24 protein-coding genes are annotated in these 25151 nt (G+C 72.9%); 19 read left to right on the forward strand and 5 right to left on the reverse strand.

Translation table 11 applies throughout. From position 1 onward, the window contains the following. On the reverse strand, positions 1-920 hold a 920-nt coding region (locus ACZ5ID_RS30485; protein WP_468904312.1), incomplete at its 3' end, for a HAMP domain-containing protein. Positions 921-1099: 179 nt separating this feature from the next. Between ACZ5ID_RS30485 and ACZ5ID_RS30490 the strand changes: the two genes are divergently transcribed. Further along, positions 1100-3019: a SpoIIE family protein phosphatase gene (locus ACZ5ID_RS30490; RefSeq protein WP_468904247.1), complete on the forward strand. Its 1920-nt coding sequence runs from the start codon at positions 1100-1102 to the stop codon at positions 3017-3019. Between the two features lie 41 nt (positions 3020-3060). Next, positions 3061-4293, forward strand: coding sequence for a radical SAM family heme chaperone HemW (gene hemW, locus ACZ5ID_RS30495; RefSeq protein WP_468904249.1), 1233 nt, complete (start codon positions 3061-3063; stop codon positions 4291-4293). Positions 4294-4647: 354 nt separating this feature from the next. Here hemW and ACZ5ID_RS30500 read toward each other — a convergent pair whose 3' ends face one another. Together ACZ5ID_RS30500 and ACZ5ID_RS30505 are read right to left on the reverse strand one after the other, a co-directional pair. Then, positions 4648-5466 (reverse strand): DUF3097 domain-containing protein, encoded by an 819-nt coding sequence (locus ACZ5ID_RS30500; RefSeq protein WP_468904252.1) that lies wholly within the window; start codon positions 5464-5466, stop codon positions 4648-4650. Between the two features lie 47 nt (positions 5467-5513). Continuing rightward, positions 5514-6236: an MBL fold metallo-hydrolase gene (locus ACZ5ID_RS30505; protein ID WP_468904254.1), complete on the reverse strand. Its 723-nt coding sequence runs from the start codon at positions 6234-6236 to the stop codon at positions 5514-5516. A gap of 178 nt (positions 6237-6414) precedes the next feature. Between ACZ5ID_RS30505 and hrcA the strand changes: the two genes are divergently transcribed. From hrcA to ACZ5ID_RS30545, 8 genes are all read left to right on the forward strand, one after another. Further along, positions 6415-7431 (forward strand): heat-inducible transcriptional repressor HrcA, encoded by a 1017-nt coding sequence (gene hrcA / locus ACZ5ID_RS30510; RefSeq protein WP_406556377.1) that lies wholly within the window; start codon positions 6415-6417, stop codon positions 7429-7431. After that, positions 7432-8568: a molecular chaperone DnaJ gene (dnaJ, locus tag ACZ5ID_RS30515; protein WP_406556378.1), complete on the forward strand. Its 1137-nt coding sequence runs from the start codon at positions 7432-7434 to the stop codon at positions 8566-8568. A gap of 172 nt (positions 8569-8740) precedes the next feature. Continuing rightward, entirely contained in the window at positions 8741-9817 is a 1077-nt protein-coding gene (locus tag ACZ5ID_RS30520; protein ID WP_468904257.1) for a nitronate monooxygenase, read from the forward strand. A gap of 10 nt (positions 9818-9827) precedes the next feature. Beyond that, a complete protein-coding gene (locus ACZ5ID_RS30525) occupies positions 9828-10580 on the forward strand; it encodes a 16S rRNA (uracil(1498)-N(3))-methyltransferase (protein ID WP_468904259.1) in 753 nt (250 codons plus the stop codon). Positions 10581-10694: 114 nt separating this feature from the next. After that, positions 10695-11231: a hypothetical protein gene (locus ACZ5ID_RS30530; protein WP_468904261.1), complete on the forward strand. Its 537-nt coding sequence runs from the start codon at positions 10695-10697 to the stop codon at positions 11229-11231. Between the two features lie 102 nt (positions 11232-11333). After that, complete coding sequence (locus ACZ5ID_RS30535) at positions 11334-11693, forward strand: histidine triad nucleotide-binding protein (RefSeq protein ID WP_406557101.1); 360 nt, start codon at positions 11334-11336, stop codon at positions 11691-11693. A gap of 23 nt (positions 11694-11716) precedes the next feature. Then, positions 11717-12628, forward strand: coding sequence for a ribonuclease Z (locus tag ACZ5ID_RS30540; RefSeq protein WP_468904264.1), 912 nt, complete (start codon positions 11717-11719; stop codon positions 12626-12628). A gap of 47 nt (positions 12629-12675) precedes the next feature. Further along, on the forward strand, positions 12676-13677 hold the full coding sequence (locus ACZ5ID_RS30545; protein ID WP_468904266.1) for an adenosine deaminase: 1002 nt from the start codon (positions 12676-12678) through the stop codon (positions 13675-13677). A 123-nt stretch (positions 13678-13800) separates the two neighbouring features. Here ACZ5ID_RS30545 and ACZ5ID_RS30550 read toward each other — a convergent pair whose 3' ends face one another. Next, complete coding sequence (locus ACZ5ID_RS30550; protein ID WP_468904268.1) at positions 13801-14991, reverse strand: MFS transporter; 1191 nt, start codon at positions 14989-14991, stop codon at positions 13801-13803. 260 nt (positions 14992-15251) lie between these two features. Between ACZ5ID_RS30550 and ACZ5ID_RS30555 the strand changes: the two genes are divergently transcribed. The 6 genes from ACZ5ID_RS30555 to ACZ5ID_RS30580 all read left to right on the forward strand — a co-directional run bounded on the left by ACZ5ID_RS30555 (position 15252) and on the right by ACZ5ID_RS30580 (position 21132). Beyond that, a complete protein-coding gene (locus tag ACZ5ID_RS30555) occupies positions 15252-16565 on the forward strand; it encodes a glucarate dehydratase family protein (RefSeq protein ID WP_468904270.1) in 1314 nt (437 codons plus the stop codon). Positions 16566-16663: 98 nt separating this feature from the next. Then, positions 16664-17791 (forward strand): carbohydrate kinase family protein, encoded by a 1128-nt coding sequence (locus tag ACZ5ID_RS30560; RefSeq protein WP_468904272.1) that lies wholly within the window; start codon positions 16664-16666, stop codon positions 17789-17791. Between the two features lie 175 nt (positions 17792-17966). Continuing rightward, positions 17967-18983: a PhoH family protein gene (locus ACZ5ID_RS30565; RefSeq protein WP_406555013.1), complete on the forward strand. Its 1017-nt coding sequence runs from the start codon at positions 17967-17969 to the stop codon at positions 18981-18983. A gap of 12 nt (positions 18984-18995) precedes the next feature. Beyond that, the gene (gene ybeY / locus ACZ5ID_RS30570; protein ID WP_385544560.1) at positions 18996-19493 is read left to right on the forward strand and encodes an rRNA maturation RNase YbeY; all 498 of its coding nucleotides are present in this window, start codon (positions 18996-18998) and stop codon (positions 19491-19493) included. Next, on the forward strand, positions 19490-20782 hold the full coding sequence (locus ACZ5ID_RS30575; protein ID WP_468904275.1) for a hemolysin family protein: 1293 nt from the start codon (positions 19490-19492) through the stop codon (positions 20780-20782). Before ybeY ends, ACZ5ID_RS30575 begins: the two co-directional genes overlap by 4 nt. Beyond that, the gene (locus ACZ5ID_RS30580) at positions 20779-21132 is read left to right on the forward strand and encodes an MmcQ/YjbR family DNA-binding protein (RefSeq protein ID WP_468904277.1); all 354 of its coding nucleotides are present in this window, start codon (positions 20779-20781) and stop codon (positions 21130-21132) included. Before ACZ5ID_RS30575 ends, ACZ5ID_RS30580 begins: the two co-directional genes overlap by 4 nt. Positions 21133-21153: 21 nt before the next feature. Here the strand turns inward: ACZ5ID_RS30580 and ACZ5ID_RS30585 are convergent, their stop codons facing one another. Beyond that, positions 21154-22569: an MFS transporter gene (locus ACZ5ID_RS30585; protein WP_468904279.1), complete on the reverse strand. Its 1416-nt coding sequence runs from the start codon at positions 22567-22569 to the stop codon at positions 21154-21156. A 169-nt stretch (positions 22570-22738) separates the two neighbouring features. Here ACZ5ID_RS30585 and ACZ5ID_RS30590 point away from each other — a divergent pair, with 169 nt between their 5' ends. The 3 genes from ACZ5ID_RS30590 to ACZ5ID_RS30600 all read left to right on the forward strand — a co-directional run bounded on the left by ACZ5ID_RS30590 (position 22739) and on the right by ACZ5ID_RS30600 (position 25031). Next, complete coding sequence (locus ACZ5ID_RS30590) at positions 22739-23560, forward strand: helix-turn-helix transcriptional regulator (protein ID WP_468904315.1); 822 nt, start codon at positions 22739-22741, stop codon at positions 23558-23560. 74 nt (positions 23561-23634) lie between these two features. Then, entirely contained in the window at positions 23635-23988 is a 354-nt protein-coding gene (locus ACZ5ID_RS30595) for a cytidine deaminase (RefSeq protein ID WP_468904282.1), read from the forward strand. Between the two features lie 566 nt (positions 23989-24554). Further along, positions 24555-25031, forward strand: a complete 477-nt coding sequence (locus ACZ5ID_RS30600) for a hypothetical protein (protein ID WP_468904284.1) — start codon at positions 24555-24557, stop codon at positions 25029-25031. Positions 25032-25151 lie beyond the last annotated feature (120 nt).

A 25151-nucleotide genomic window follows, 5' to 3' on the forward strand; every position in this document is an offset into this window, starting at 1 on the left:
GACTTCAGCTCCAGGATCTCGCCCTTGGCGTCCACGGTGATCTTCTGGGAGAGGTCGCCGTTGGCGACGGCGGTGGTCACCTGGGCGATGTTGCGTACCTGGGAGGTGAGGTTCGACGCCATGAAGTTGACGTTGTCCGTCAGGTCCTTCCAGACGCCGGACACGCCCCTGACCTGCGCCCGCCCACCGAGCTGGCCCTCGGTGCCGACCTCGCGGGCGACCCGGGTCACCTCGTCCGCGAACGCCGAGAGCTGGTCGACCATCGTGTTCACGGTGAGCTTCAGCTCAAGCAGCTCGCCGGTCGCCTCGACCGTGACCGTACGGGTCAGATCGCCGCGCGCCACCGCCGTGGTCACCGCCGCGATGTCCCGGACCTGCGCGGTCAGCCGGGAAGCCATGGTGTTGACGGCCTCCGTCACATCCCGCCAACTGCCGCTCAGCCGCTGCACCTTGGCCCGCCCGCCCAGGCGTCCTTCGGTGCCGACCTCGCGGGCGACCCGGGTCACCTCGCCGGTGAACAGGGAGAGCTGGTCGACCATCTTGTTGACGGCCCGGCCGAGCCGGCGCAGATCGCCGCGCAACTGGCGGTTCCCGTCGTGGAGGTCGACCCGCTGGGTCAGATCGCCGCCCGCCACCGCGTCCAGCACCCGGGTGGCGTTCGCCGCCGGTACGACCAGCGCGTCGATCAGGGTGTTCGCGCTGTCCACCCCGGCCGTCCAGCCGCCCTGACCCGGGCTCGCCGCCAGCCGCTCGTCCAGCCGGCCGTGGCGGACGACCTCGCGGCGCACCCGCCGCAGCTCGTCCGTGAAGTGTTGGTTGCGCACGGCCACTTGGTTGAAGACCGCGGCGAGTTCGGCGGGTATGCCCTCGTGCGCCTCCTGGAGCCGGACCCCGAAGTCGCCGTCCCGCAGCGCGGTCATCGCCGCCAGCAACGGGCGCAACTCCCGTGCCCGGATCCACTCCCCGCCCTCGGGCGGCACGGCGCTGTCTCTGTTCATCCCGGCCCACTTCAGTGACTCGGTGCTTCTGCGCACGCTCAGTCTGTCACTCTGTCGGTGTCATGAGGTGCGCAATGTGAGAACCGATCAGGAGCCGCACCGTGGGGTCCATTCCAACGCAGCGGGAGAGCGGGAACCGCCCGCCCGGCCCGGTGCCCTCTCCTGGTGCGGCGGAGCGCCGCACCGCGTCCGCCGCCCGCACCAGCCTGCCCGGCGACCCGCTCGCACCGGCCGCCGCCCGCCGCTTCGCGCGCGCCGCCCTCGCCGACTGGACCGCCCAGGGCGCGCCCGGCGCCGGCGAACTGGACGAACGGGCCGCCGACGAGGTGGCGATACTCGTCAACGAACTGGTCACCAACGCCGTGGTGCACGCCGGCACCACCGTCGAGCTGGCCTGCCGGCTGGAGCCGCCCGCCGGGGACGAACCCGCAGCGGTGGTCGTCGAGGTCTCCGACCACCACCCCTCCCGGGTCGTACGCCACGAGCCGCGCGGGGCGCGTGAACCGGGCGCGCCGGAGTACGGGCGGGGGCTGCACCTGGTGGCGACGCTCGCCGAATGCTGGGGGATCACCTACCGGGCCGGCCTCAAGACGGTCTGGGCGCGGCTGCTCCTCGACGCGCGGGACGTCCCGGCGCGCGAGGACGAGCCGGGCGGCGACGACTCGCTCCAGCGCGGACCGCGCTCCGCCGGGACGCCCGCCGCCCCGGCGCACGGGACGCCCCCCGGGCAGGGCCGCGACTGGGTGAACCGGGGCGCCCTGTCCTTCCTGGCGGAGGCGTCCGACCTGCTGGCGGGCCAGTTCGACGAGGACATGATCGCGGCGCTGGCCGGACAGCTCCTGGTGCCCCGGCTCTGCGACTGGTGCGCGATCTGGCTCGACCCGGATGCCGGCGGCCCGGCCGGCGAACCCCGCCTCGCCCGGGTGTGGCACGCCCGCGAGTCCGGGATCGACGAGCTGCGGGCGGTCCTGGAGAAGGACCCGCCCCGGCTGCCGGAGTCGGCGCGCGGCGGCCCGGTCCCGATGCCCTGGCCGGCCCCGCAGGACGACGGCGAGGGGGCGGCGCTCGCGTACCGGATGGTGGCGGGCGGCCGGGCCGTCGGCGTGCTCATGCTGGGGCGGGCCGGAACGGCGCGCATCCCCGACGAGGTCACCGGACTGGTCGAGGACTTCGTGCGCCGGGTGGCGCTGGCGATCGGCGCCGCCCGCCAGTACACCCGCCAGGTCACCATCAGCCGGGTGCTCCAGCGCGGACTGCTGCCGGCGGGCGTCGCGGAGATCCCCGGCGTCGACAGCGCGCTGGTCTACCAGCCCAGCGGCGAGGGCGTGGCGGGCGGCGACTTCTACGACCTGTTCCCCGGCGCCGACGGCCGCTGGTGCTTCGCCCTCGGCGACGTCCAGGGCAGCGGCCCCGAGGCGGCCGTCGTCACCGGCCTGGTGCGGCCCTGGCTGCGGCTGCTGGCCCGCGAGGGGTACGCGGTGCACGACGTCCTCGACCGCCTCAACAAACTGCTCGTCGACGACGGGGTCGAGGCCGCCGAGGCAGCCGCCCGGATGGTCGCGGCGGCGGGCGGCCGGGAGGTGGCCGAGGGCCCGCAGGCCCGCTTCCTCTCCCTGCTGTACGGGGAGCTGGTCCCGGTGCCGCCCGAGAGCGGCGGCGGAGTCCTGTGCACCCTGGCGAGCGCCGGCCACCCGCTGCCGCTGCTGCTGCGCCCCGACGGCTCGGTCCGGGCCGCGGCGGTGCCCCAGGTGCTGGTCGGGGTGGTGGAGGGGGTGGCGTACGAGAGCGAGAGCTTCCGGCTGATGCCCGGTGACACCCTGCTGTGCGTCACGGACGGGGTGACCGAGCGCCGCTCCGGCCGGCGGATGTTCGACGACGGCGACGGGCTCGCGGCGGTGCTCGCCGGGTGCGTGGGCATGACGGCCACGGGGGTCGCGGAGAGCGTCAAGCGGGCGGTGTACGCGTTCGGCACGACCCCGCCGGAGGACGATCTGGCGCTCCTGGTGCTCCAGGCACGCTGAGGGCGTGCCGGGGGCCGCCCGGGGTGGCGGACAATGGGGGCATGCCTTCCGTACTGCCCGATGGTGAGCCCATGCCCGAGGACGGGGCGCTGCCCGGTTCCGCCCTGGAGGGCGCTCGGGAGCGACCGCTCGGCTTCTACCTGCACGTTCCCTACTGCGCCACGCGCTGCGGGTACTGCGACTTCAACACCTACACCGCCACCGAGCTGCGCGGCTCCGGCGGCGTCCTGGCGTCCCGGGACAACTATGCGGCCACCCTGACCGAGGAGATCCGGCTCGCCCGCAAGGTGCTCGGCGACGACCCGCGCCCGGTCCGTACGGTCTTCGTGGGCGGCGGCACCCCGACGCTGCTCCCCGCCGCCGACCTGGTCCGGATGCTCTCGGCGGTACGGGAGGAGTTCGGCCTGGCGGACGACGCGGAGGTGACGACGGAGGCGAACCCCGAGTCGGTGGACCGGGCGTATCTGGAGGAGCTGCGGGCCGGCGGCTTCAACCGGGTCTCCTTCGGCATGCAGAGCGCCAAGCAGCACGTCCTGAAGATCCTCGACCGTACGCACACGCCGGGCCGCCCCGAGGCGTGCGTCGCCGAGGCGCGGGCGGCGGGCTTCGACCACGTCAACCTCGATCTGATCTACGGGACGCCCGGCGAGTCGGACCAGGACTGGCGCGAGACGCTGGCGGCGGCGGTGGGGGCGGGCCCCGACCACATCTCCGCGTACGCCCTGATCGTCGAGGAGGGTACGCAGCTGGCCCGCCGGATCCGCCGGGGCGAGGTCCCGATGACCGACGACGACGTCCACGCGGACCGCTACCTCATCGCGGACTCGGTGCTGGCCGGGGCGGGCTTCCACTGGTACGAGGTGTCGAACTGGGCCACCACGGAAGCGGGCCGCTGTCTGCACAACGAGCTGTACTGGCGGGGCGCCGACTGGTGGGGCGCGGGGCCCGGGGCGCACAGCCACGTCGGGGGCGTGCGGTGGTGGAACGTGAAGCATCCGGGGGCGTACGCGGCGGCGCTGGCGGGTGGGGGGTCGCCGGGGGCTGGGCGTGAGGTCCTCTCGGCGGAGGACCGCCGGGTGGAGCGCATCCTGCTGGAGCTCCGGCTCCGGGAGGGCTGCGAGCTGTCGCTGCTGCGACCGGCGGGGCTGGCGGCGGCGCGGCGGGCCCTGGGGGGCGGGCTGCTGGAGGCGGGGCCGTTCGGGGAGGGGCGGGCGGTGCTGACCCTGCGGGGGCGGTTGCTGGCGGACGGGGTGGTGCGGGATCTGGTGGACTGACCCGTCCCGGGGTGCGGTGTTCGGCTGCGGGTGTGTGGTGGGCTGCGGGTGTGTGGTGGGTTGCTCGCGCAGTTCCCCGCGCCCCTTCAGGGCTTGGATTTTGGCTGCGGGTTCGGTGGGGCCTGGCCGCGCAGTTCCCCGCGCCCCTTTGGGGCCCGGTGTTCGGCTGCGGGTGTGTGGTGGGTTGCTCGCGCAGTTCCCCGCGCCCCTGGGGGGAACGGGGCCCCCGGGGCGCGAGGACCGGGAGGAACTGGGCCGCAGGCCCGTTCCTTGAGGGGCGCGGGGAACTGCGCGACCGGCCCCCACCGGGCCGCAGACGAAGAAGGGCCGGGGCCGAGCCATCCCCCGGAGGGTTCAAGGAAGGGGCGGGGAGGGGGCCGTCACGAAGTCGATCAGTTCCTCCACCCGCCCCAGCAACTCCGGCTCCAGGTCCCGATAACTCCGCACCCCCGCCAGAATCCGCTGCCACGCCGCCCCCGTGTTCACCGGCCAGCCCAGCGCCCGGCACACCCCCGTCTTCCAGTCCTCGCCCCGCGGCACCACCGGCCACCCCGCGATCCCCACGGCCGCCGGCTTCACCGCCTCCCACACGTCGATGTAGGGGTGCCCGGCCACCAGCACGTGTTCACCCGTGACCGCCGCCGCGATCCGGGACTCCTTGGAACCCGGGACCAGGTGGTCGACCAGGACGCCCAGGCGCGCGTCGGGGCCGGGCGCGAACTCCGCGACGATCGCGGGGAGGTCGTCGATACCCGACAGGTACTCGACCACGACGCCCTCGATCCGGAGGTCGTCGCCCCACACCTTCTCCACCAGCTCCGCGTCATGGCGCCCCTCGACGTAGATGCGCCCCGCGCGCGCCACCCGCGCCCGCGCCCCCGGGACCGCCACGGAGCCCGAGGCGGTGCGCGCCGGGCGCGAGGGCGTGGGCGCGGGCGGGCGTACCAGCGTGACCACCTTCCCCTCCAGCAGGAACCCCCGGGCCGCCAGCGGGAACACACGCTGCTTGCCGAAGCGGTCCTCCAGCGTCACCGTCCCCGCCTCGCAGCGGAGCACCGCCCCGCAGAACCCGGTCGTCACCTCCTCGACGACCAGATCGAGCTCGGCAGGCACCTCGGGGGCCGGGGACCCCTTCTTCCAGGGCGGAGTCAGGTCCGGGCTGTAGCTGCGCATTCTGATGAGAATACGGGCGGTCCATGTGCCCATATGGGTGTACGCCGTTACGACACGCCGAACTCTCCCGCGAGCCGGGCCCGCTGGGCCCGTACGAACGCCGCGTCCACCACCGCCCCGTGCCCCGGCACGTACACCGCGTCCTCGCCGCCCAGGTCCAGCAGCCGGTCGAGGGCGGCGGGCCAGTGGGTGCGGACCGCGTCCGGTCCCGCCTGCGGCTCGCCGGACTCCTCGACCAGGTCGCCGCAGAAGACGATCTCGGGCGAGCCGGGGGTGCCGGGGACCAGCAGGGCCAGGTCGTGGCCGGTGTGCCCGGGGCCCACGTTCGCCAGCAGCACCTGCCGCCCGCCCAGCTCCAGCGTCCATTCGCCCGACACGAAGTGCTGCGGGCGCACCAGCAGGTCCGCCGCCTCGGCGGCCCGCGCGGCCGGCACGCCGTGCGCGACGGCGTCGGTCCGCAGGGCGTCCCCGTCCAGGACCCGGTCGATCCCCACCGCCCCGTACACCTGGGCCCCCGAGAACGCGGCCGTGCCGAGCACATGGTCGAAGTGGGGATGGCTGAGTGCGATATGCGTCACCCGGCGCCCGAGCAGCGCCTGCGCCTGGGCGCGCAGCTCGGCGCCCTCGCGCACGGTCGAGCCCGTGTCGTACAGCAGGACCGCGTCCTCGCCCGCGACCAGGCCCGCCGTCGCGTCCCACCCCGGCAGCCGGCGGCGGCCCACGCCGTCGCCCAGCCGCTCCCAGCCGAACTCTTCCCAACGGACGTCCATGACGTGACGCTATCCCGGGGCGGCCGGGGGCGGTGTTCGAGCGCGCCGCGAGCGTCATGGGCGCCCGCCCTTGCTAGGGGTGTACCGGTCGGCCGTACACTGGCCGGGGATCGCTGGCACTCGAACGCGCAGAGTGCCAGGACAGAGCGCCCAGGGACGACAGCTGGAGGTGTGCGCGGTGCTCAGTGAACGCAGACTCGAAGTCCTGCGCGCGATCGTCCAGGACTACGTCGGGACCGAGGAGCCGGTGGGCTCGAAGGCCCTGACCGAGCGGCACAAGCTGGGCGTCTCGCCGGCGACCGTGCGCAACGACATGGCCGTGCTGGAGGAGGAGGGCTTCATCGCCCAGCCCCACACCAGCGCCGGCCGTATCCCCACGGACAAGGGCTACCGGCTGTTCGTCGACCGGCTCGCGGGCGTCAAGCCGCTGTCGTCGCCGGAGCGGCGCGCCATCCAGAACTTCCTGGACGGCGCCGTCGACCTCGACGACGTGGTGGCGCGCACGGTGCGGCTGCTGGCGCAGCTGACCCGGCAGGTCGCCGTCGTGCAGTACCCGTCGCTGACACGGTCCACCGTGCGGCACGTGGAGCTGCTGTCGCTGGCACCGGCCCGGCTGATGCTGGTGCTCATCACGGACACCGGGCGGGTCGAGCAGCGGATGGTCGACTGCCCGGCGCCGTTCGGCGAGACCTCACTGGCGGATCTGCGGGCCCGGCTCAACAGCCGGGTGGTGGGGCGCCGCTTCGCGGACGTCCCGCAGCTGGTGCAGGATCTCCCGGAATCCTTCGAGCCGGAGGACCGAGGAACCGTTTCGACGGTGCTCGCCACCCTGCTCGAAACCCTGGTGGAGGAGACCGAGGAGCGGCTGATGATCGGCGGCACCGCCAATCTCACCCGCTTCGGACACGACTTCCCCCTGACCATCCGGCCGGTGCTGGAGGCGCTGGAGGAGCAGGTCGTGCTCCTCAAGCTGCTCGGCGAGGCCAAAGAATCGGGCATGACCGTACGAATCGGGCATGAGAACGCCCACGAAGGACTGAACTCCACGTCCGTCGTCTCGGTCGGCTACGGTTCGGGCGGCGAAGCCGTCGCGAAACTCGGCGTGGTCGGACCGACCCGCATGGATTACCCCGGAACGATGGGAGCGGTACGCGCAGTGGCACGTTACGTCGGACAGATCCTGGCGGAGTCGTAAGTGGCCACGGACTACTACGCCGTACTGGGCGTACGCCGCGATGCATCGCAGGACGAGATCAAGAAGGCGTTCCGGCGCCTGGCGCGTGAACTCCACCCGGATGTGAATCCGGACCCGAAGACGCAGGAGCGCTTCAAGGAGATCAACGCCGCCTACGAGGTCCTCTCGGACCCGCAGAAGAAGCAGGTCTACGACCTCGGCGGGGACCCCCTGTCGTCCTCCGGCGGCGGTGGCGCCGGCGGCTTCGGCGCGGGCGGCTTCGGGAACTTCTCGGACATCATGGACGCGTTCTTCGGCAACGCGGCGCAGCGCGGGCCCCGTTCGCGCACCCGTCGCGGCCAGGACGCCATGATCCGGCTGGAGATCGACCTCAACGAGGCGGCCTTCGGTACGACCAAGGACATCCAGGTCGACACGGCGGTCGTCTGTACGACCTGCTCGGGCGAGGGCGCCGCACCCGGCACCTCGGCGCAGACGTGTGACATGTGCCGCGGCCGTGGCGAGGTCTCCCAGGTCACCCGCTCCTTCCTCGGCCAGGTCATGACCTCCCGCCCCTGCCCCCAGTGCCAGGGCTTCGGGACCGTCGTGCCCACGCCGTGCCCGGAGTGCGCCGGTGACGGCCGCATCCGCTCGCGCCGTACGCTCACGGTCAAGATCCCGGCCGGTGTCGACAACGGCACCCGGATCCAGCTCGCGGGCGAGGGCGAGGTCGGCCCCGGCGGCGGCCCCGCCGGTGATCTGTACGTGGAGATCCACGAGCTCAACCACGACGTCTTCCAGCGTCGTGGCGACGATCTGCACTGCACGGTGACGATCCCCATGACGGCGGCGTCGCTCGGCACGAAGGTGCCGCTGCAGACGCTGGACGGCATGGAGGAGGTGGACATCCGTCCCGGCACGCAGTCGGGCCAGTCCATCCCGCTGCACGCGCGCGGTGTGACGCATCTGCGGGGCGGCGGGCGGGGTGATCTGATCGTCCACGTCGAGGTCATGACGCCGACGAAGCTGGACCCCCAGCAGGAGGACCTGCTGCGCCAGCTGGCGAAGCTGCGCGGCGAGGAACGCCCGACGGGTCAGTTCCAGCCAGGGCAGCAGGGCCTGTTCTCCCGGCTGAAGGACGCGTTCAACGGCCGGTGAGGGGTTCCCTCTCGGGGGGCCTCGGCTCGCGGTTCGGCTGCGGGTGCGTGGGGGCTGGTCGCGCAGTTCCCCGCGCCCCTGTTCGGCCCGCAGATGAAAAGGGCCCGGGGGCGAAGCCTTCGGTGGGCCGGGGCGATTCGGTGCCTGGGCGGGCCCGTGGCACGATGCGGGCATGGCTTTGACCGATCTCTGCCGGTATCCGATCGTGCAGGCTCCCATGGCCGGTGGCGTCTCCGCCCCCGGCCTTGCCGCCGCGGTCTGCGAGGCCGGCGGACTCGGGTTCCTGGCCGCCGGGTACAAGACGGCCGACGGCATGTACCAGGAGATCAAGCAGCTGCGCGGGCTCACCGGGCGCCCCTTCGGGGTCAACCTGTTCATGCCGCAGCCGCCGCACACCGACCCGGCCGTCATCGAGGTGTACCGCAACCAGCTCGCGGGCGAGGCCACCTGGTACGAGACGCCGCTCGGCGACGCCGACTCCGGCGGCGACGACGGCTACGAGGCCAAGCTGGCCATCCTGCGCGAGGACCCCGTCGCGGCCGTCTCGTTCACCTTCGGCTGCCCCGAGCGCGAGGTGCTCGCCGCGTTCGCCGCCCTCGGCACGTACACCGTCGTCACCGTGACCACCCCCGACGAGGCGCTGGCCGCCCAGGTCGCCGGGGCCGACGCCGTCTGCGTCCAGGGGACAGAGGCCGGCGGCCACCAGTCGACGCACCGCGACGACCCCCAGGCCGACGGCTCGGGGCTCGGGCTGCTGACGCTGATCACCCAGGTCCGCGAGAGCGTGACGCTGCCGATCGTCGCGGCCGGCGGCCTGATGCGCGGCGCCCAGATCGCGGCGGTGCTCGCGGCGGGCGCGGACGCGGCGCAGCTCGGTACGGCGTTCCTGGCCTGCCCGGAGTCCGGCGCGCACGCCCTGCACAAGCAGGCCCTGACCAACCCCCTCTTCGTCCGTACGGAGCTGACGCGGGCGTTCTCCGGACGCCCGGCCCGCGGCCTGGTCAACCGGTTCATGCGCGAGCACGGGCCGTACGCCCCGGCCGCCTACCCCCAGGTGCACCAGATCACCGCCGGGCTGCGGCGGGCCGCCGCGGCGGCCGGCGACGCCCAGGGCATGGCGCTGTGGGCGGGGCAGGGGCACCGGCTGGCACGGGCACTGCCCGCCGGACAGCTGGTGGGGGTCCTGGCGGAGGAAATGGACGCGTCGCTGGCCACGCTGGCCGCCGCGGCGAGAAACCGAAACACATGAGGAGCACGTCATGACCGCCCCGGTCTTCGTCGTCGACCGTTTCACCGAGTCCGGGCCGGGCGGCCGGTACGTCCTGGACGGCCCCGAGGGCAGGCACGCCGTCTCCGTGAAGCGGCTCACGCCCGGCGAGGACGTCGTCCTCACCGACGGCCTCGGCACCTGGGCGGAGTGCGTGGTCCTGGAGACCGAGGGCAAGGACCGGCTGGTCGTCCGGCTCGACTCGCTGAGCGAGGAGCCGCAGCCGCAGCCGCGCATCACCGTCGTCCAGGCGCTGCCCAAGGGCGACCGGGGCGAGGTCGCGGTCGAGACGATGACCGAGACCGGCGTCGACGCCGTGGTGCCGTGGCAGGCCTCGCGCTGCATCACGCAGTGGAAGGGCGACCGGGGCGCCAAGTCGCTCGCCAAGTGGCGCGCCACGGCCCGGGAGTCGGGCAAGCAGTCGCGCCGGGTGCGGTTCCCGGAGGTACGGGACGCGATGACGACCAAGCAGGTTGTCGCGTTTTTGGCCACGGCTGATTTCGCCGCCGTCCTGCACGAGGACCGGGAGGCTTCCAGCGAGCCGCTGGCCACGGCCGAGCTGCCCGCGCGGGGGGAGATCGTCCTGGTGGTGGGCCCCGAAGGGGGCGTGTCGCCCGAAGAGTTGGCGGCGTTCGCCGAGGCGGGCGCCAAGCCGTACCGGCTCGGCCCGAGCGTGCTGCGCACCTCCACGGCGGGCACGGCGGCGGCGGCGCTGCTGATGGGGCGCACCGGCCGCTGGTCGTGACGCCGCCGGCGGGCGGCCGACCGCACGCCGGTGTCCAGCCGTCGCCCCCTGCCGGCCGGTTGACGTCGTAAAGCCGTCTACCGCGTCCGGCGCGGGGGTGGGACGCTGGCACGTATGGGGGCAAGGAGATACGTCACGTGGCCGCTGCGCCACCGGCGCGCGCTCGCCGCGCTCGGCCTGGCCGCCGGAGCGGCGGCCGGGGCCGCGGCCTGCGACCCGGTGGGCGGCATGAGCTCGGTCACCGTCTCGGTGACCACCGACAAGGTCGCGACGAGCAGGCTGGAGCACGACGGCTTCAAGGTGCGGTATCTGACCTGCACCGCGAAGGTCGACGGCGGCTCGACCCGTACGCCCTCGGCCGCCTCGACCCGCACGGTCGCCACGGTCGACTGCCGGGGCCGTACCGACGACAACAAGAAGATCTCCGTCGCGGGCAAGGTGACGGAGGAGCGCGAGGACCGCTGCGTACGGGGCGATCTGACGGCGAAGGTCGCGGACCGCACGGTCTTCCACGCGAGCGTCCTGGGCGACTGCGACGCGCCGCCGCCCACCAGGAGCACCCCCAGACCCCCGGGGAAGCCGGGAAAGCCGGGCCCCCGTCCTACGGTGACGGTCACGGTGACCGTGACGGAGACCTTCCAGGGCAAGTGACGGGGCGGGCGGCGCCGGGGCGAGTGGGGTCCGGTGGGCAGACGTCAGTAGCATGCTGCTGACTGATCGATTGTTCCCACCGCGACCGAGGAGCTCAGGACCGTGGCCGGAGAGCCGCAGGCGGACTGCCTGTTCTGCAAGATCGTCTCGGGGGACGTCCCGGCGACCGTCGTCCGGGAGACCGAGACCGTCGTGGCGTTCCGCGACATCAACCCCCAGGCGCCGACGCACGTCCTGGTCATCCCCCGCGTCCACCATCCCGACGCGGCCTCCCTCGCCGCCGCCGAGCCGGCGGTCGCCGCCGACCTGCTGCGCGAGGCCGGGGAGATCGCCGCCGCCGAGAAGATCGACGGCAGCGGGTACCGGATCGTCTTCAACACCGGCAGCGGCGCGGGCCAGACGGTCTTCCACGCGCACGCCCATGTGCTGGGCGGCCGTGGTCTGCAGTGGCCGCCGGGATAGCGGGACGGGACCGGTAACCCCTGTTGTCCGTACGTGAACTCGTGGTGCTCGGCACCGCCAGCCAGGTCCCGACCCGGCACCGCAACCACAACGGCTATCTGCTGCGCTGGGACGGCGAGGGCATCCTCTTCGACCCCGGCGAGGGCACCCAGCGGCAGATGCTGAGGGCCGGCGTGGCCGCGCACGACGTCAACCGGATCTGCGTCACGCACTTCCACGGCGACCACTCCCTGGGGCTCGCCGGGGTGATCCAGCGGATCAACCTCGACCGGGTGCCGCACCCGGTCACCGCGCACTACCCGGCGAGCGGCCGGCACTTCTTCGACCGGCTGCGGTACGCGACGGCCTACCGCGAGACGGTCGAGCTGGCGCAGGTCCCGGTCGAGGGCGAGCACGCGGTGGCGGCGGCGACCGGCGCGTACACACTCGAAGCGCGCCGGCTCTCCCACCCGGTCGAGTCCTACGGCTACCGGCTCACCGAGCCGGACCGGCGCCGGATGCTGCCCGCGCTCCTCGCCGAGCACGGCATCGCCGGGCCGGACGTGGGCCGCCTCCAGCGCGAGGGCGTACTGCGGGGGGTGACGCTCGCCGACGTCAGCGAGGTGCGGCGCGGCCAGCGGTTCGCCTTCGTCATGGACACCCGGCTCTGCGACGGGGTGCCCGCGCTGGCCGAGGGGTGCGACATGCTGGTCATCGAGTCCACGTTCCTGGACGAGGACGTGCGGCTGGCGGAGGACCACGGCCATCTGACGGCGGGTCAGGCCGCCGGGGTGGCGCGGGACGCGGGAGTGCGCCATCTCGTCCTCACGCACTTCTCGCAGCGGTACGCGGACCCGGCGGACTTCGCGCGGCAGGCGCGGGGGGCCGGGTTCGAGGGGGAGCTGACGATCGCGGCGGACCTGATGAGGGTGCCGCTGCCGAAACGTACGCCGTAACCACGTTGACGACCTGGCCGCCCGGCCACTTTTCAGGAAGTACCTCCATGCCCCTCCCCAAGGCCGAACTCCACCTCCACATCGAAGGCACCCTCGAACCCGAGCTCGCCTTCGAACTGGCCGCGCGCAACGGTGTGCGGCTGCCGTACGCCGACACCGAGGAGCTGCGCAAGGCGTACCTCTTCGACGACCTCCAGTCCTTCCTGGACCTGTACTACTCGCTGATGGCGGTGCTGCGTACGGAGGACGACTTCGAGGCGCTGGCGGAGGCGTATCTGGCGCGCGCGGCGGCGCAGGGGGTGCGGCACGCGGAGATCTTCTTCGACCCGCAGGCGCATACGGCACGGGGGGTGCCGATCGGGACCGTGGTGGAGGGCCTCGGCCGGGCCCTGGACCGCAGCGAGGCCCGCCACGGCGTCACGACCCGGCTGATCCTCTGCTTCCTGCGCGACCTCTCGGCGGAGTCCGCCATGGAGACGCTGGAGGCGGCGCGGCCGTATCTGCACCGGATCACGGGTGTCGGCCTCGACTCGGCGGAGGTCGGGCATCCGCCGGCGAAGTTCCGCGAGGTGTACGCGATGGCGGACTCGCTGGGGCTGCGGAAGGTGGCGCACGCGGGGGAGGAGGGGCCGCCGTCCTACATCACCGAGGCGCTCGACGTACTGGGCGTGGAGCGGGTGGACCACGGGCTGCGGGCGCTTGAGGACCCGGAGCTGGTGGCCCGCCTGGTCCGCGACCGGATCCCGCTGACGCTGTGCCCGCTGTCGAACGTACGGCTGCGGGCCGTGCCCTCGCTCACCGAGCATCCGTTGCGGCGGATGATGGACGCGGGGCTGTTGTGCACGGTGAACTCCGATGATCCGGCGTACTTCGGGGGGTACGCCGGGGACAACTTCGACGCGGTGGTGTCGGCGCTGGGGCTGTCGGAGGAGGACCTGCGGGTGCTGGCGCGGAACTCGTTCGTGGCGGCGTTCTTGGGGGAGGGGGAGCGGGAGGGGTACCTGGCGGAGGTCGAGGCGTACGAGTTCCCCGCCCCGCCCGTTCCCTAGACCCTCCGGGGGCTGCCTGGGCCCGTGGTGACCTGCGGGTCGGCGGGGGCTGGTCGCGCAGTTCCCCGCGCCCCTGCAGGACGGGGCTCCGCCCAGGTCCCGGGGGCGCGCTCGCGGGCGAACTCACACCGACAGCCCGAACTCCCCGCCCACCGGCTGTCCGACGGGCTGCCCCACCGGCACGGGGACCGGGCGCGTGCCGGGGCGGGCCAGGAGTGTCAGGGGGGCGGCCACCACGAGCAGGAGCGCCCCCAGCACCACCCCCATCCCCCCGAACCCGACCCACGCCGACAGCACGCTCCCCGTCAGCGGCCCGCACGCCACCCCCAGCGACGACGCCGAGCCCGCCAGGACCGCCCAGCGGCCCCGCGGATCCAGGGACGCCGCCAGGGCGATCAAGTACGAGAGCACCACCGGGTAGAAGACGTTCCACAGGATCTCGCCGGACGCGAAGGACGTCAGGTCCCGCGCCGACGCGCTCACCAGCACGCACCCCGCGATCACCACCGTCCCCCCACCGATCGGCACCGCCCGCCCCAGCCGCGCGCCCAGCGCCCCCGCGCCCGTCACGCCGAGCAGGCCCGCCAGCAGCGCGACGGCGAACACCGCGCCCACCGTCACCTCGGTCAGCCCCGCCTGGGTCAGGCCGATGCGCCCGCTCACGCCCCACAGCGCGTTCTGCGCCAGGGACCAGCACAGCATCGCCGCCGCCAGCACCGCCCCCGTCCGCCGGTGCGGCAGGAGCGGCGGCGGTACGGAAGCCGTGGGGTGCGCGGCGGCCGGGCCGGGCAGACGGCTCGTCGCCGGCCACACCAGCGCCGCCACCCCGGCGATCGCCGCGAACGGCAGCCCGTGGCCGCCCCCGAGGTGGGGGAGCGTCAGATACAGCGCCCCGGCCGTCGCCGAGACCGACAGCAGGCCCAGCGTGGTCAGCCGGTGCGGGTCCCGCCGCGCGGCGATCCCCGACGCCGCCACCGCCGTCGCCGTACCGGACCCGAAGCCCCCGACCAGCGCCCCCGCCACCACCAGCGGCAGCAGCGAGGTCAGCGCGGCGGCGCCGTAACCCGCCAGCGCGAGCAGCAGGCCCAGCCGGGCGAGCCGTCGCTCCCCGTACCGCTCCACCCGCGCCGCCAGCGCGAAACCCGCGGACGCGGAGCTCAACAGCAGGGCGGAGCCGATGAGTCCGGCCCGGGTGGGCGGCAGGCCGAGGCCCGAGGAGAGGCGGCCGACGACGGTCGGAAGCAGATAGGCGGCCAGATAGCCGGCCGTGAAGACGGCGACCAGAGGCCAGGAGGCACGAGGGCGTGCGGACATGGGCGTTCCAGGGAGCGGTGCCCGAACGGGCAGAAGGTGCGGAGAGCGTTCAAGGAGGGGGGACGCGACCGGTGTTGTCGGACACGGGAACGCGGCCCAATTTGTATCAAGCCGCCTGACCTCGTGAAAGCCGCCCCTTGGTGATCTGGGTCACTTCCTGGTTTTCGGGCGTGAGGGGGCGGGTAATGGCAGTGCTTTCGTGTGCCGTGCGTCGCTCGTTCCCTTGACCCTCGCCGTTCACATATCTAGTCTCCATTCCCATGGATGTACCGTCGCAGTCGATCCGCCTCGTCGATGTCCGGCTGACCCCCGTCCTCATCTCCGACCCCCCGCTCCTCAACGTCCAGGGGGTCCACCAGCCGTACACCCCCCGCCTCATCGTGGAAGTCGTCACCGACAGTGGCGTCACCGGTGTCGGGGAGACCTACGGCGACACCAAGTACCTGGAGTTGGCGCGGCCGTACGCCGACTCCCTCCTCGCCGCCCGGCACGCACTTGCGGACCTCAATGGGCTGTTCACACTCATGAATCAGCTGCCCGTGGACGAGGCCCGCGTCGACACCTCCGTGGACGTCGGCGGGCTGCGCGGCGTCCAGAGCACCGACAAGCTGCGGCTCTCCGTCGTCTCCGCCTTCGAGGTCGCCTGCCTCGACGCGCTCGGCAAGACGCTCGGGCTGCCGGTGCACACCCTCCTCGGCGGCAAGGTGCGCGACAGTGTGGAGTACAGCGCGTATCTCTTCTACCGGTGGGCCGAACACCCGGGCGGTACGGGCGAGAAGGACGACTGGGGCGCGGCGCTCGACCCGCAGGGGATCGTGGCGCAGGCCCGGCGGTTCGTGCGGGAGTACGGGTTCGGCTCCTTCAAACTGAAGGGGGGCGTCTTCCCGCCCGAGCAGGAGACCGCCGCGATCCGGGCGCTCGCCGAGGCCTTTCCGGGGCGTCCGCTGCGGCTCGACCCGAACGGCGGCTGGAGCGCGGCCACTTCGCTCCGCGTCGCCGCCGAGCTCGGGGACGTACTGGAGTACCTGGAGGACCCGGCGTCCGGCACGCGCGCGATGGCGGAGGTCTCCGCGGGCACCTCCGTCCCGCTGGCCACCAATATGTGCGTCACCACGTTCCCCGAGATCCGCGAGGCGTTCCTCACCGACGCCGTGCAGGTCGTCCTCAGCGACCACCACTACTGGGGCGGGCTGCGCAACACCCGGGAACTGGCCGCGATCTGCCGTACCTTCGGCGTGAGCCTGTCCATGCACTCCAACACGCACCTCGGCGTCAGTCTCGCCGCCATGACCCAGGTCGCCGCCACCGTGCCCAACCTCGACTACGCGTGCGACAGCCACTACCCCTGGCAGAGCGAGGACGTCGTGGTGGACCGCCCCGTCTTCCGGGACGGGCGTCTGGCCGTCTCCGACACTCCCGGGCTCGGCGTCACCCTCGACCGGGACGCCCTCGACCGGCTCCACCGCCGCTGGCTGGCCGACGACGGCACCTTCCGCGACCGCGACGACGCCGCCGCGATGCGCCGGGCCCCCGGGCACGAGCAGTGGCGCGCGCCGGCGCTGCCGCGCTGGTAGACGCGGTCACCCGCCGCCCCGCGGGTCCCCGGCCGAGGAGCCCGGGCGCGTACGGATCGGGCACACTGGCCCCATCCGTACGCGAACGGGAGTCCGCCGTGACCACATCCAGCAGAGAGCAGCAGGACCGCGTAGACCGGTGGGGGCACACCGCGGGCGTCGACCCGCTGGGCAAGGTGCGCCGGCCCCGCGACCCGGAGTGCGACGTCTTCCTGACCGGCACGGTCTTCCTCGACATCATCTTCACCGGCCTCGACTCCGCCCCGGTGCGCGGCACCGAGTCCTGGGCGCGCGGCATGGGCTCCAGCCCCGGCGGCGTCGCCAACATGGCCATCGCGCTCGCCCGCCTGGGGCTGCACACCTCGCTGGCGGCGGCCTTCGGCGACGACCACTACGGCGAGTACTGCTGGGACGCCCTGGAGCAGGGTGAGGGCATCGATCTGTCGCTGTCGCGGACCGTGCCCGGCTGGCACTCGCCGGTCACCGTCTCCATGGCGTACGAGGGCGAGCGGACCATGGTCTCGCACGGCCACGAGGCGCCCTGGGAGGAGTCCGCCCCGGCCGTGCCGCCACGCGCGCGTGCCGCGATCGCCTCGCTGGTGCCCGGCCGCACCGAGGAGTGGATCGCGGAGGCCGCCCGGCACGGCGCGCGGATCTTCGCCGACGTCGGCTGGGACGACACCGGACACTGGAACCTGGCGGGTCTGACCGGTCTGGAGCACTGCGAGGCGTTCCTGCCCAACGCGGGCGAGGCGATGCGCTACACCCGCACCGACTGCCCGCGCGCGGCGGCCCGCGCCCTGGCCGAGAAGGTGCCGGTCGCCGTGGTCACCCTGGGCGCGGAGGGCGCGTACGCGGTGGACGGCTCGACCGGCGAGACCGCCGAGGTCCCCGCGATCGCGGTGGAGGCGCTCGACCCGACGGGGGCGGGCGACGTGTTCGTGGCCGGGTTCGTCACCGGGACGCTGGCCGGGTGGCCGCTCGCGGACCGGCTCGCCTTCGCGGGCCTGACGGCCGCGCTGTCCGTCCAGGAGTTCGGGGGCTCGCTCTCGGCGCCCGGCTGGGCGGAGATCGCGGCGTGGTGGCAGGCCGTCCGCACCCGGTCCGGCCAGGACCCCGCGGCCCTGCGCCGCTACGAGTTCCTGGAGGGCCTGCTGCCGGGGGCGGCCCGGCCCTGGCCGCTGCGCCGCGCGGTCCCCACGATCGGCTTCCGCCGGCCGGCCTGACCCCCCCGCCTGCGGTCCACGACCGACCCGCAGACAAAGTCCGGGCATCAAATGGACCCCCCGTCCGAAAACCTCTCGGCGCTGTCAGTGCCAGGTCGTACGCTTGGTAGTCCAGAGGTTGTCGAGCAGCGAGAACCCTGCAACAGGAGGTATGCGCAGGCCACAGAGCCGGCCCATGACTCAGACACCCACACAGCCGCAGGCGAGTGCCCAGATCGAGGTCCCTGCCAAGCACCCGATGGTGATGCTGCTCGGATCCCGGGACTCGCTGCTGCGCGTGATCGAGAAGGCCTTCCCGGCGGCCGACATCCATGTCCGGGGCAATGAGATCAGTGCCACGGGGACCCCGGCGGAAGTCGCGCTCATCCAACGCCTGTTCGACCAGATGATGCTGGTGCTCCGCACCGGTCAGCCGATGACGGAGGACGCAGTGGAACGCTCGATCGCCATGCTCAGGGCGAGCGAGAACGGCAGAGCGGAGGACGGCCACGAGACCCCGGCCGATGTCCTGACCCAGAACATCCTCTCCAGCCGTGGTCGCACGATCCGCCCCAAGACCCTCAACCAGAAGCGGTACGTCGACGCGATCGACAAGCACACGATCGTCTTCGGCATCGGCCCCGCCGGTACCGGAAAGACCTATCTCGCCATGGCCAAGGCGGTCCAGGCCCTGCAGTCCAAGCAGGTCACCCGGATCATCCTGACCCGCCCCGCCGTCGAGGCGGGCGAGCGCCTCGGCTTCCTGCCGGGCACGCTCTACGAGAAGATCGACCCGTATCTGCGCCCGCTCTACGACGCGCTGCACGACATGCTCGACCCCGACTCCATCCCCCGGCTGATGGCGGCCGGCACGATCGAGGTCGCCCCGCTGGCGTACATGCGCGGCCGTACGCTGAACGACGCGTTCATCATCCTGGACGAGGCGCAGAACACCAGCGCCGAGCAGATGAAGATGTTCCTCACCCGCCTCGGCTTCGACTCGAAGATCGTCATCACCGGTGACATCACCCAGGTCGACCTGCCGAACGGCACGAAGAGCGGTCTGCGCCAGGTCCAGGAGATCCTGGAGGGGGTCGAGGACGTCCACTTCTCCCGGCTGTCGTCCCAGGACGTCGTCCGGCACAAGCTCGTCGGCCGTATCGTCGACGCGTACGAGAAGTACGACAGCCAGCAGGACCGCAACGGGAAGTAGTCAGAGCGCACCATGTCGATCGACGTCAACAACGAGTCCGGAACCGAGGTCGACGAGCAGGCGATCCTCGACATCGCCCGCTACGCGCTCACGCGGATGCGGATCCACCCGCTCTCCGAGCTGTCGGTGATCGTCGTGGACGCCGAGGCCATGGAGCAGCTCCACATCCAGTGGATGGACCTGCCCGGTCCCACCGATGTCATGTCCTTCCCGATGGACGAGCTGCGTCCGCCGATGAAGGACGACGAGGAGCCCCCGCAGGGGCTCCTCGGTGACATCGTGCTCTGCCCGGAGGTCGCCAAGCAGCAGGGCGAGGACGCGCCGACACGGCACTCGATGGACGAGGAGCTCCAGCTCCTGACCGTCCACGGCGTGCTCCACCTGCTCGGGTACGACCACGAGGAGCCGGACGAGAAGGCCGAGATGTTCGGTTTGCAGGCGGCCATCGTGGACGGCTGGCGGGCGGAGAAGGGCCACACCGGCCCGTCCCCGGCGCCGACCGTCTCATGACCGGGCAGCTGCTCTTCGGCGCCGTCGCGCTGGTCGTGGTGGCCTGGCTGGCCGCCTGCGCGGAGGCCGGCATCGCCCGTACGTCCTCGTTCCGCGCGGACGAGGCCGTACGGTCGGGGCGGCGCGGCGCGGCGAAGCTCGCCCAGGTCGCCGCCGACCCCACCCGCTACCTCAACGTGGCCCTGCTCGTCCGGGTCGCCTGCGAGATGGCGGCCGGGGTGCTGGTCACCTATGTCTGCCTGGAGGACTTCGGCGAGACCTGGACGGCGCTGGTCGTCGCCATCGCCGTGATGGTGCTCGTCTCCTATGTCGCCGTCGGCGTCTCGCCGCGCACGATCGGCCGCCAGCACCCGCTGAACACGGCGACGGCCGCCGCGTACGTCCTGCTGCCGCTCGCCAGGATCATGGGCCCGGTGCCGCAGCTCCTCATCCTCCTCGGCAACGCGCTCACGCCCGGAAAGGGCTTCCGCAAGGGCCCGTTCGCCTCCGAGGCCGAGCTGCGGGCCATGGTCGACCTCGCCGAGCAGGAGTCGCTCATCGAGGACGACGAGCGCCGGATGGTGCACTCGGTCTTCGAGCTCGGCGACACGCTGGTGCGCGAGGTGATGGTGCCCCGCACCGACCTCGTCTGCATCGAGCGCTACAAGACCATCCGCCAGGCGCTCACGCTCGCCCTGCGCTCGGGCTTCTCCCGTATCCCGGTGACCGGGGAGAACGAGGACGACATCGTCGGGATCGTGTATCTGAAGGACCTGGTCCGCAAGACGCACATCAACCGGGACTCGGAGGCCGACCTGGTCTCCACCGCGATGCGCCCGGCCGCGTTCGTCCCCGACACCAAGAACGCGGGCGACCTGCTGCGCGAGATGCAGCAGGACCGCAGCCATGTCGCCGTCGTCATCGACGAGTACGGCGGCACGGCCGGGATCGTCACCATCGAGGACATCCTGGAGGAGATCGTCGGGGAGATCACCGACGAGTACGACCGGGAGCTGCCGCCGGTCGAGGAGCTGGCGGACGGCTGCTTCCGGGTCACCGCGCGGCTCGACATCGGCGACCTGGGCGAGCTGTTCGGCCTCGACGCGTTCGACGACGAGGACGTGGAGACGGTCGGCGGACTGCTCGCCAAGGCGCTCGGCCGGGTGCCCATCGCGGGCGCCACGGCCATCGTCGACCTGCCGGACGGGCGGGCGCTGCGGCTGACGGCCGAGTCCCCGGCCGGCCGCCGGAACAAGATCGTGACCGTGCTGGTGGAGCCGGTGGCCGTCATGGAGGAGGAAGAGGCGTGACCCCTCAGGAGCTCAGGGACTTCTGCCTGGCGTTCAACGCCGTGACCGAGGAGTTCCCGTTCGACACGGGGACCTCCGTCTTCAAGGTCCTCGGCAAGGTGTTCGCGCTGAGCAATCTGAGCGGCACCCCGCTCACCGCCAACCTCAAGTGCGACCCGGACGACGCGGTGCGGCTGCGCGCGGAGTACCCGGCGATCGTGCCCGGCTGGCACATGAACAAGCGCCACTGGAACACGGTGGACATCGATCAGCTCCCGGACCGGCTGGTCCGGGAGCTGATCGAGGACTCGTACGACCTGGTGGTGGCGGGGCTGCCGAAGTCCGAACGGCTGCGGCTCGACCGGCCGTGAACGGCTGGGGCGTGTTGCGCCCTAGGCCCGGCGGCGGCCAAGGCCTGCCGCCACCAGGGCCGCCGCCGCGACCACGATCACCGCGTCCACCAGCAGCACCGTCCGTACGCCCGAGAACAGGTCGCCCCCGGTCGTGGCCAGGACGCCCAGCAGCGGGATGCCGATCGTGATGCCGACCTGCTGGGTCGTGGTGACCAGACCGGTCGCCAGGCCCTGCTCCTCGTCGGGGACACCGCTGGTGACGGTCACTCCGTACGAGATGATCGCGCCCAGGTGGCACATGCTGGCCAGGGAGACCGCGGCGGTGGCGAGCAGCGCGCCCGACTCGCGGCCCACCGCCAGCAGCAGCGCGATGAACAGACCCTGGCCGAGGAGTGAGAGCACCAGGGTGCGGTGGGCGCCGAAGCGGCCGATGATCCGGGCGGCGTAGCCGCCGGCGACCGCCGACATGGCGCCCTGGACACCGAAGACCAGACCGGTCCTGAAGGACGACAGGCCCAGGACCTCCTGGAGGTAGAGGGTCAGGACGAAGATGACCGTCGACATCATCGAGAAGGTGACCAGTCCGGCCAGGTTGCCCCACGCCACCGTGCGCCGCCGCAGCATCGGCAGGGAGACCAGCGGGGCCTGCGCCCTCGACTCGACCACCACGAACGCGGCCAGCAGCGCCAGACCGGCGATCAGGGTGCCCCAGACGTCCGCGCCGCCGAAGCCGCGCTGGGCCGCCGTGGACAGGGAGTAGATCAGAGCGAGCAGGCCGCCGGTGACGGTGACCGCGCCGGGCACGTCGAGACGGGGCCGGTCGGGGGTGCGGGATTCGGGCAGCAGACCGGGCGCCAGGGCGAGGACGACCAGCGCGGCCACCGTGAGCAGGCCCATCGTGGAGCGCCAGCCCAGCGTGTCCGTCATGACCCCGCCGAGCACCATGCCCACGGTGAAGCCCAGCGACAGCAGGGTGCCGCTGATGCCCAGCGCCCGGTCGCGCTGCGGGCCCTCGGGGAAGGTGGTGGTCAGCAGCGACATGCCGGTCGGCACGATCACCGCGGCGCCCAGGCCCTGGAGGGCGCGGCCGGTCAGGAACGACGCCGGGTCCCAGGCGAGGGTGGCGAGCAGCGAGGCGGCGCCGAAGAGGGCCAGCCCGGTGAGGAACAGTTTCTTGCGGCCGTAGAGGTCGGCGATCCGGCCGAACAGGAGCAGGAAGCCGCCGGAGGGCAGCGCGAACGCGGTGACCGCCCACTGGAGCGCGGACCGGCTCAGGCCCAGGTCGTCGCCGAGGACGGGCAGCGCCACGTTCAGTACGGAGAAGTCGAGCGCCACCATGAACTGGGCGGCGCAGAGCACGAACAGGACCAGCTTCGCGCGACCGGAGAGCCGGGCGTCCCGCGGGTCCGCTGCGGTGGCCGGCGTGGCCGGCGCGGTGGGGGTGTCGATTGCCATGGCCACAGCCTGGCCGCGCGCGATCCGCCGTGGAGAGTGGGAACTTATCCTGTTGGCGGCACCACCAGGCAGCGGCCGGGGTGCCGGACAGCAGCCGACGAGGGGGAGTACGGACGTGGCCACGCCGATCGACAAGTCGCTGCGGCGCACCGAACTGCGCGAGTTCCTGATGAACCGGCGGGCCCGGATCAGCCCGACCGCCGCCGGGCTGCCCGACGGCGGCGCCCGCCGCCGCACCCCGGGCCTGCGCCGCGAGGAGGTCGCGGTGCTGGCGGGCGTGGGGGTCTCCTGGTACCAGTGGCTGGAGCAGGGCCGGGACATCACGGTGTCGCCGCAGGTCCTGGACTCGGTGGGCCGCGTCCTGAAGCTGACCAGCGCCGAGCGGCGGCATCTGTACGTGCTGGCCGGGCTCAACCCGCCCGCGCCCGAGGTGGACCCCGCCGACGCCGACATGTGCCAGGGGCTCCAGCGGCTGATCGACGCCTGGATGCCGTTCCCCGCGCACATCATGGACGCGTACTGGAACACGGTGATGTACAACGACGCCGCCGGCATGGTGCTCGGGATGCGCCCCGAGATCGTCCAGAACTGCCTGATCGCCTTCTTCACCGACCCCGTCTACCGCTCCCGCGCCAAGGGCTGGGAGGAGATCGCCGCGCTGGTGGTCGCCCAGTACCGGGCGGCCTGCTCGGAGCGGCCCGGCGACGAGGGCTTCCAGGAGGTCGTCGAGGAGGCGTCCCGGCTGTCGGAGGAGTTCGCGCGGCTGTGGGGGCAGCGGGACATCCTGCCCGGCGGCCAGATCAAGAAGGAGTTCCAGCACCCGGTGGTGGGGACGCTGTTCGTGGAGTCCACCCAGCTGCGGGTGCCCGCCCGGCCGGACCTGGCGATCGTGCTGCACAACCCGCTGCCGGGGACCGACACGGCGGCGAAGCTGGAGTGGCTGGCCTCGCCGGAGGGGCGGCGGGGGTCGATGTATCCGGTGGCGGGCTGAGCGGCCCTGCGGGGGCTGTGCGGGGTGGGGGTTGCGTTGTGGGCCCGGCCGGGCCCACTCCTTATGCTCTGGCTATGACTCTGAGCACCGAACTCGATCCCGAGGACCGCAAGATCATCACGCTGGCGCGCAGCGCCCGGGCCCGCAACGGGGTGGCCGAGGGCGCGGCCGTACGGGACGAGACCGGGCGTACCTACGTCGCCGGGACCGTGGAGCTGGACTCGCTCAAGCTCTCGGCGCTGCGTACGGCGGTCGCGATGGCCGTGGCGAGCGGGGCGAGGTCGCTGGAGGCGGCGGCGGTGGTGACCGAGGCGGGGACGGCCTCGGCGGAGGACCGGGCGGCGGTCCGCGACCTCGGGGGTGCGGCTACGCCGGTGCTGGTGGCGGCGCCGGACGGGGAGCTCCGCGCGCGGGTGGAGGCGGGCTGAGGCCCCTTTTTGGCCGGGGGTTCGTCTGCGGGGCGGTGGTGGGTTGCTCGCGCAGTTCCCCGCGCCCCTTTTGGGCCGGGGTTCGTCTGCGGGTCGGTGGTGGGTTGCTCGCGCAGTTCCCCGCGCCCCTTTTGGCCCGGGGTTCGTCTGCGGGTCGGTGGTGGGTTGCTCGCGCAGTTCCCCGCGCCCCTAGGCAGACCGGCCTCTCCCGAAACGCGCCGCTCAGCGCTCCACCCGCGGGGAACACGTGGCCGGTTCCGGGTGGTTGGGGCTGTGGCCGGAATCGGGTTGCCGGGATGGGCGTTTTCGGCCGATGCCGAAGAAGGACCCCAACCCCCTTGCGCCCCCGCACCCCCCGCGCATCAATGAACAGCAGTTCATCCGACGGTCCGTCAGATACGGCAGCCGGGCAGGGGGCGCGAGCCGCGGCCCCCGCGCCGCGTCGGCCGCCCTCCTCCCGTGTGGCGTGCGCACCCCGCCCGCGGACGGTTTCACGCGCATGCGCATGCGCTTCAGCGCGGCACTCGCCATCTCTCCCGGTACGGGAAGTACGGGAAGGGGAACCGATGTTACGCAAGAGGTCACTGGTGCTCACGGCGCTCGCCGCGGGCGGCCTGGCCACCGGTGCACTGGTGCTGGCCCCGACGGCCGCGGCCGTCTCCCCGGGGTCGGCCACCGAGGTCTACGACTGCGGTTTCTACGGCGGCGGTGAGGCGACGCTGACGGCCACCCAGAACGGCACGGCCGCCACCGTCACCCTCACCTCCGCAGAGATCACCACCCCGCTCGCGGTGGGCAAGGACACCATCACCACCACGCTCACCATGGCCAGGGCCGGGGGCGGCACGCTGGTCTTCAGCGGGAAGCGCAACCCCGCCATGTCGGCCGGCAGCGGGGTCACGGTCGGCCCGCTCAGCGGGACCGTCTCGCCCGGCCTGTCCGCCAACGCCCACCCCGGCTCGGTCAAGATGCTGGTCTTCGGGATCCCGGTGACCTGCAACTCCACCGGCGCCCAGGCGCCCGGACCGTTCGTGTTCAGCTGACCCCGGGAAACGTCGAGCCCCCCACGCCCCGCCGAACCGGGGGGGGGGGGGGGGGGGGGGGGGGGGTCTTTTTTTTTTTTACGGCGAGCTTCTCCGTGGTCCCCCCCCTTTGTTTCCCCC

The sequence above is a fragment of the Streptomyces sp. NPDC031670 genome, assembly GCF_055580545.1.

Bases quoted from the DNA above. Each gene is read 5' to 3' on its own strand.
- ACZ5ID_RS30550 (WP_468904268.1), bottom strand. From the start codon at position 14,991: ATGTCCGCACGCCCTCGTGCCTCCTGGCCTCTGGTCGCCGTCTTCACG.
- ACZ5ID_RS30595 (WP_468904282.1), top strand. From the start codon at position 23,635: ATGACTCTGAGCACCGAACTCGATCCCGAGGACCGCAAGATCATCACG.
- ybeY (WP_385544560.1), top strand. From the start codon at position 18,996: ATGTCGATCGACGTCAACAACGAGTCCGGAACCGAGGTCGACGAGCAG.
- ACZ5ID_RS30575 (WP_468904275.1), top strand. From the start codon at position 19,490: ATGACCGGGCAGCTGCTCTTCGGCGCCGTCGCGCTGGTCGTGGTGGCC.
- hemW (WP_468904249.1), top strand. From the start codon at position 3,061: ATGCCTTCCGTACTGCCCGATGGTGAGCCCATGCCCGAGGACGGGGCG.
- ACZ5ID_RS30505 (WP_468904254.1), bottom strand. From the start codon at position 6,236: ATGGACGTCCGTTGGGAAGAGTTCGGCTGGGAGCGGCTGGGCGACGGC.
- ACZ5ID_RS30500 (WP_468904252.1), bottom strand. From the start codon at position 5,466: ATGCGCAGCTACAGCCCGGACCTGACTCCGCCCTGGAAGAAGGGGTCC.
- ACZ5ID_RS30530 (WP_468904261.1), top strand. From the start codon at position 10,695: ATGGGGGCAAGGAGATACGTCACGTGGCCGCTGCGCCACCGGCGCGCG.
- ACZ5ID_RS30585 (WP_468904279.1), bottom strand. From the start codon at position 22,569: ATGGCAATCGACACCCCCACCGCGCCGGCCACGCCGGCCACCGCAGCG.
- ACZ5ID_RS30525 (WP_468904259.1), top strand. From the start codon at position 9,828: ATGACCGCCCCGGTCTTCGTCGTCGACCGTTTCACCGAGTCCGGGCCG.
- ACZ5ID_RS30590 (WP_468904315.1), top strand. From the start codon at position 22,739: ATGAACCGGCGGGCCCGGATCAGCCCGACCGCCGCCGGGCTGCCCGAC.
- ACZ5ID_RS30565 (WP_406555013.1), top strand. From the start codon at position 17,967: ATGACTCAGACACCCACACAGCCGCAGGCGAGTGCCCAGATCGAGGTC.
- ACZ5ID_RS30600 (WP_468904284.1), top strand. From the start codon at position 24,555: ATGTTACGCAAGAGGTCACTGGTGCTCACGGCGCTCGCCGCGGGCGGC.
- ACZ5ID_RS30520 (WP_468904257.1), top strand. From the start codon at position 8,741: ATGGCTTTGACCGATCTCTGCCGGTATCCGATCGTGCAGGCTCCCATG.
- ACZ5ID_RS30555 (WP_468904270.1), top strand. From the start codon at position 15,252: ATGGATGTACCGTCGCAGTCGATCCGCCTCGTCGATGTCCGGCTGACC.
- ACZ5ID_RS30545 (WP_468904266.1), top strand. From the start codon at position 12,676: ATGCCCCTCCCCAAGGCCGAACTCCACCTCCACATCGAAGGCACCCTC.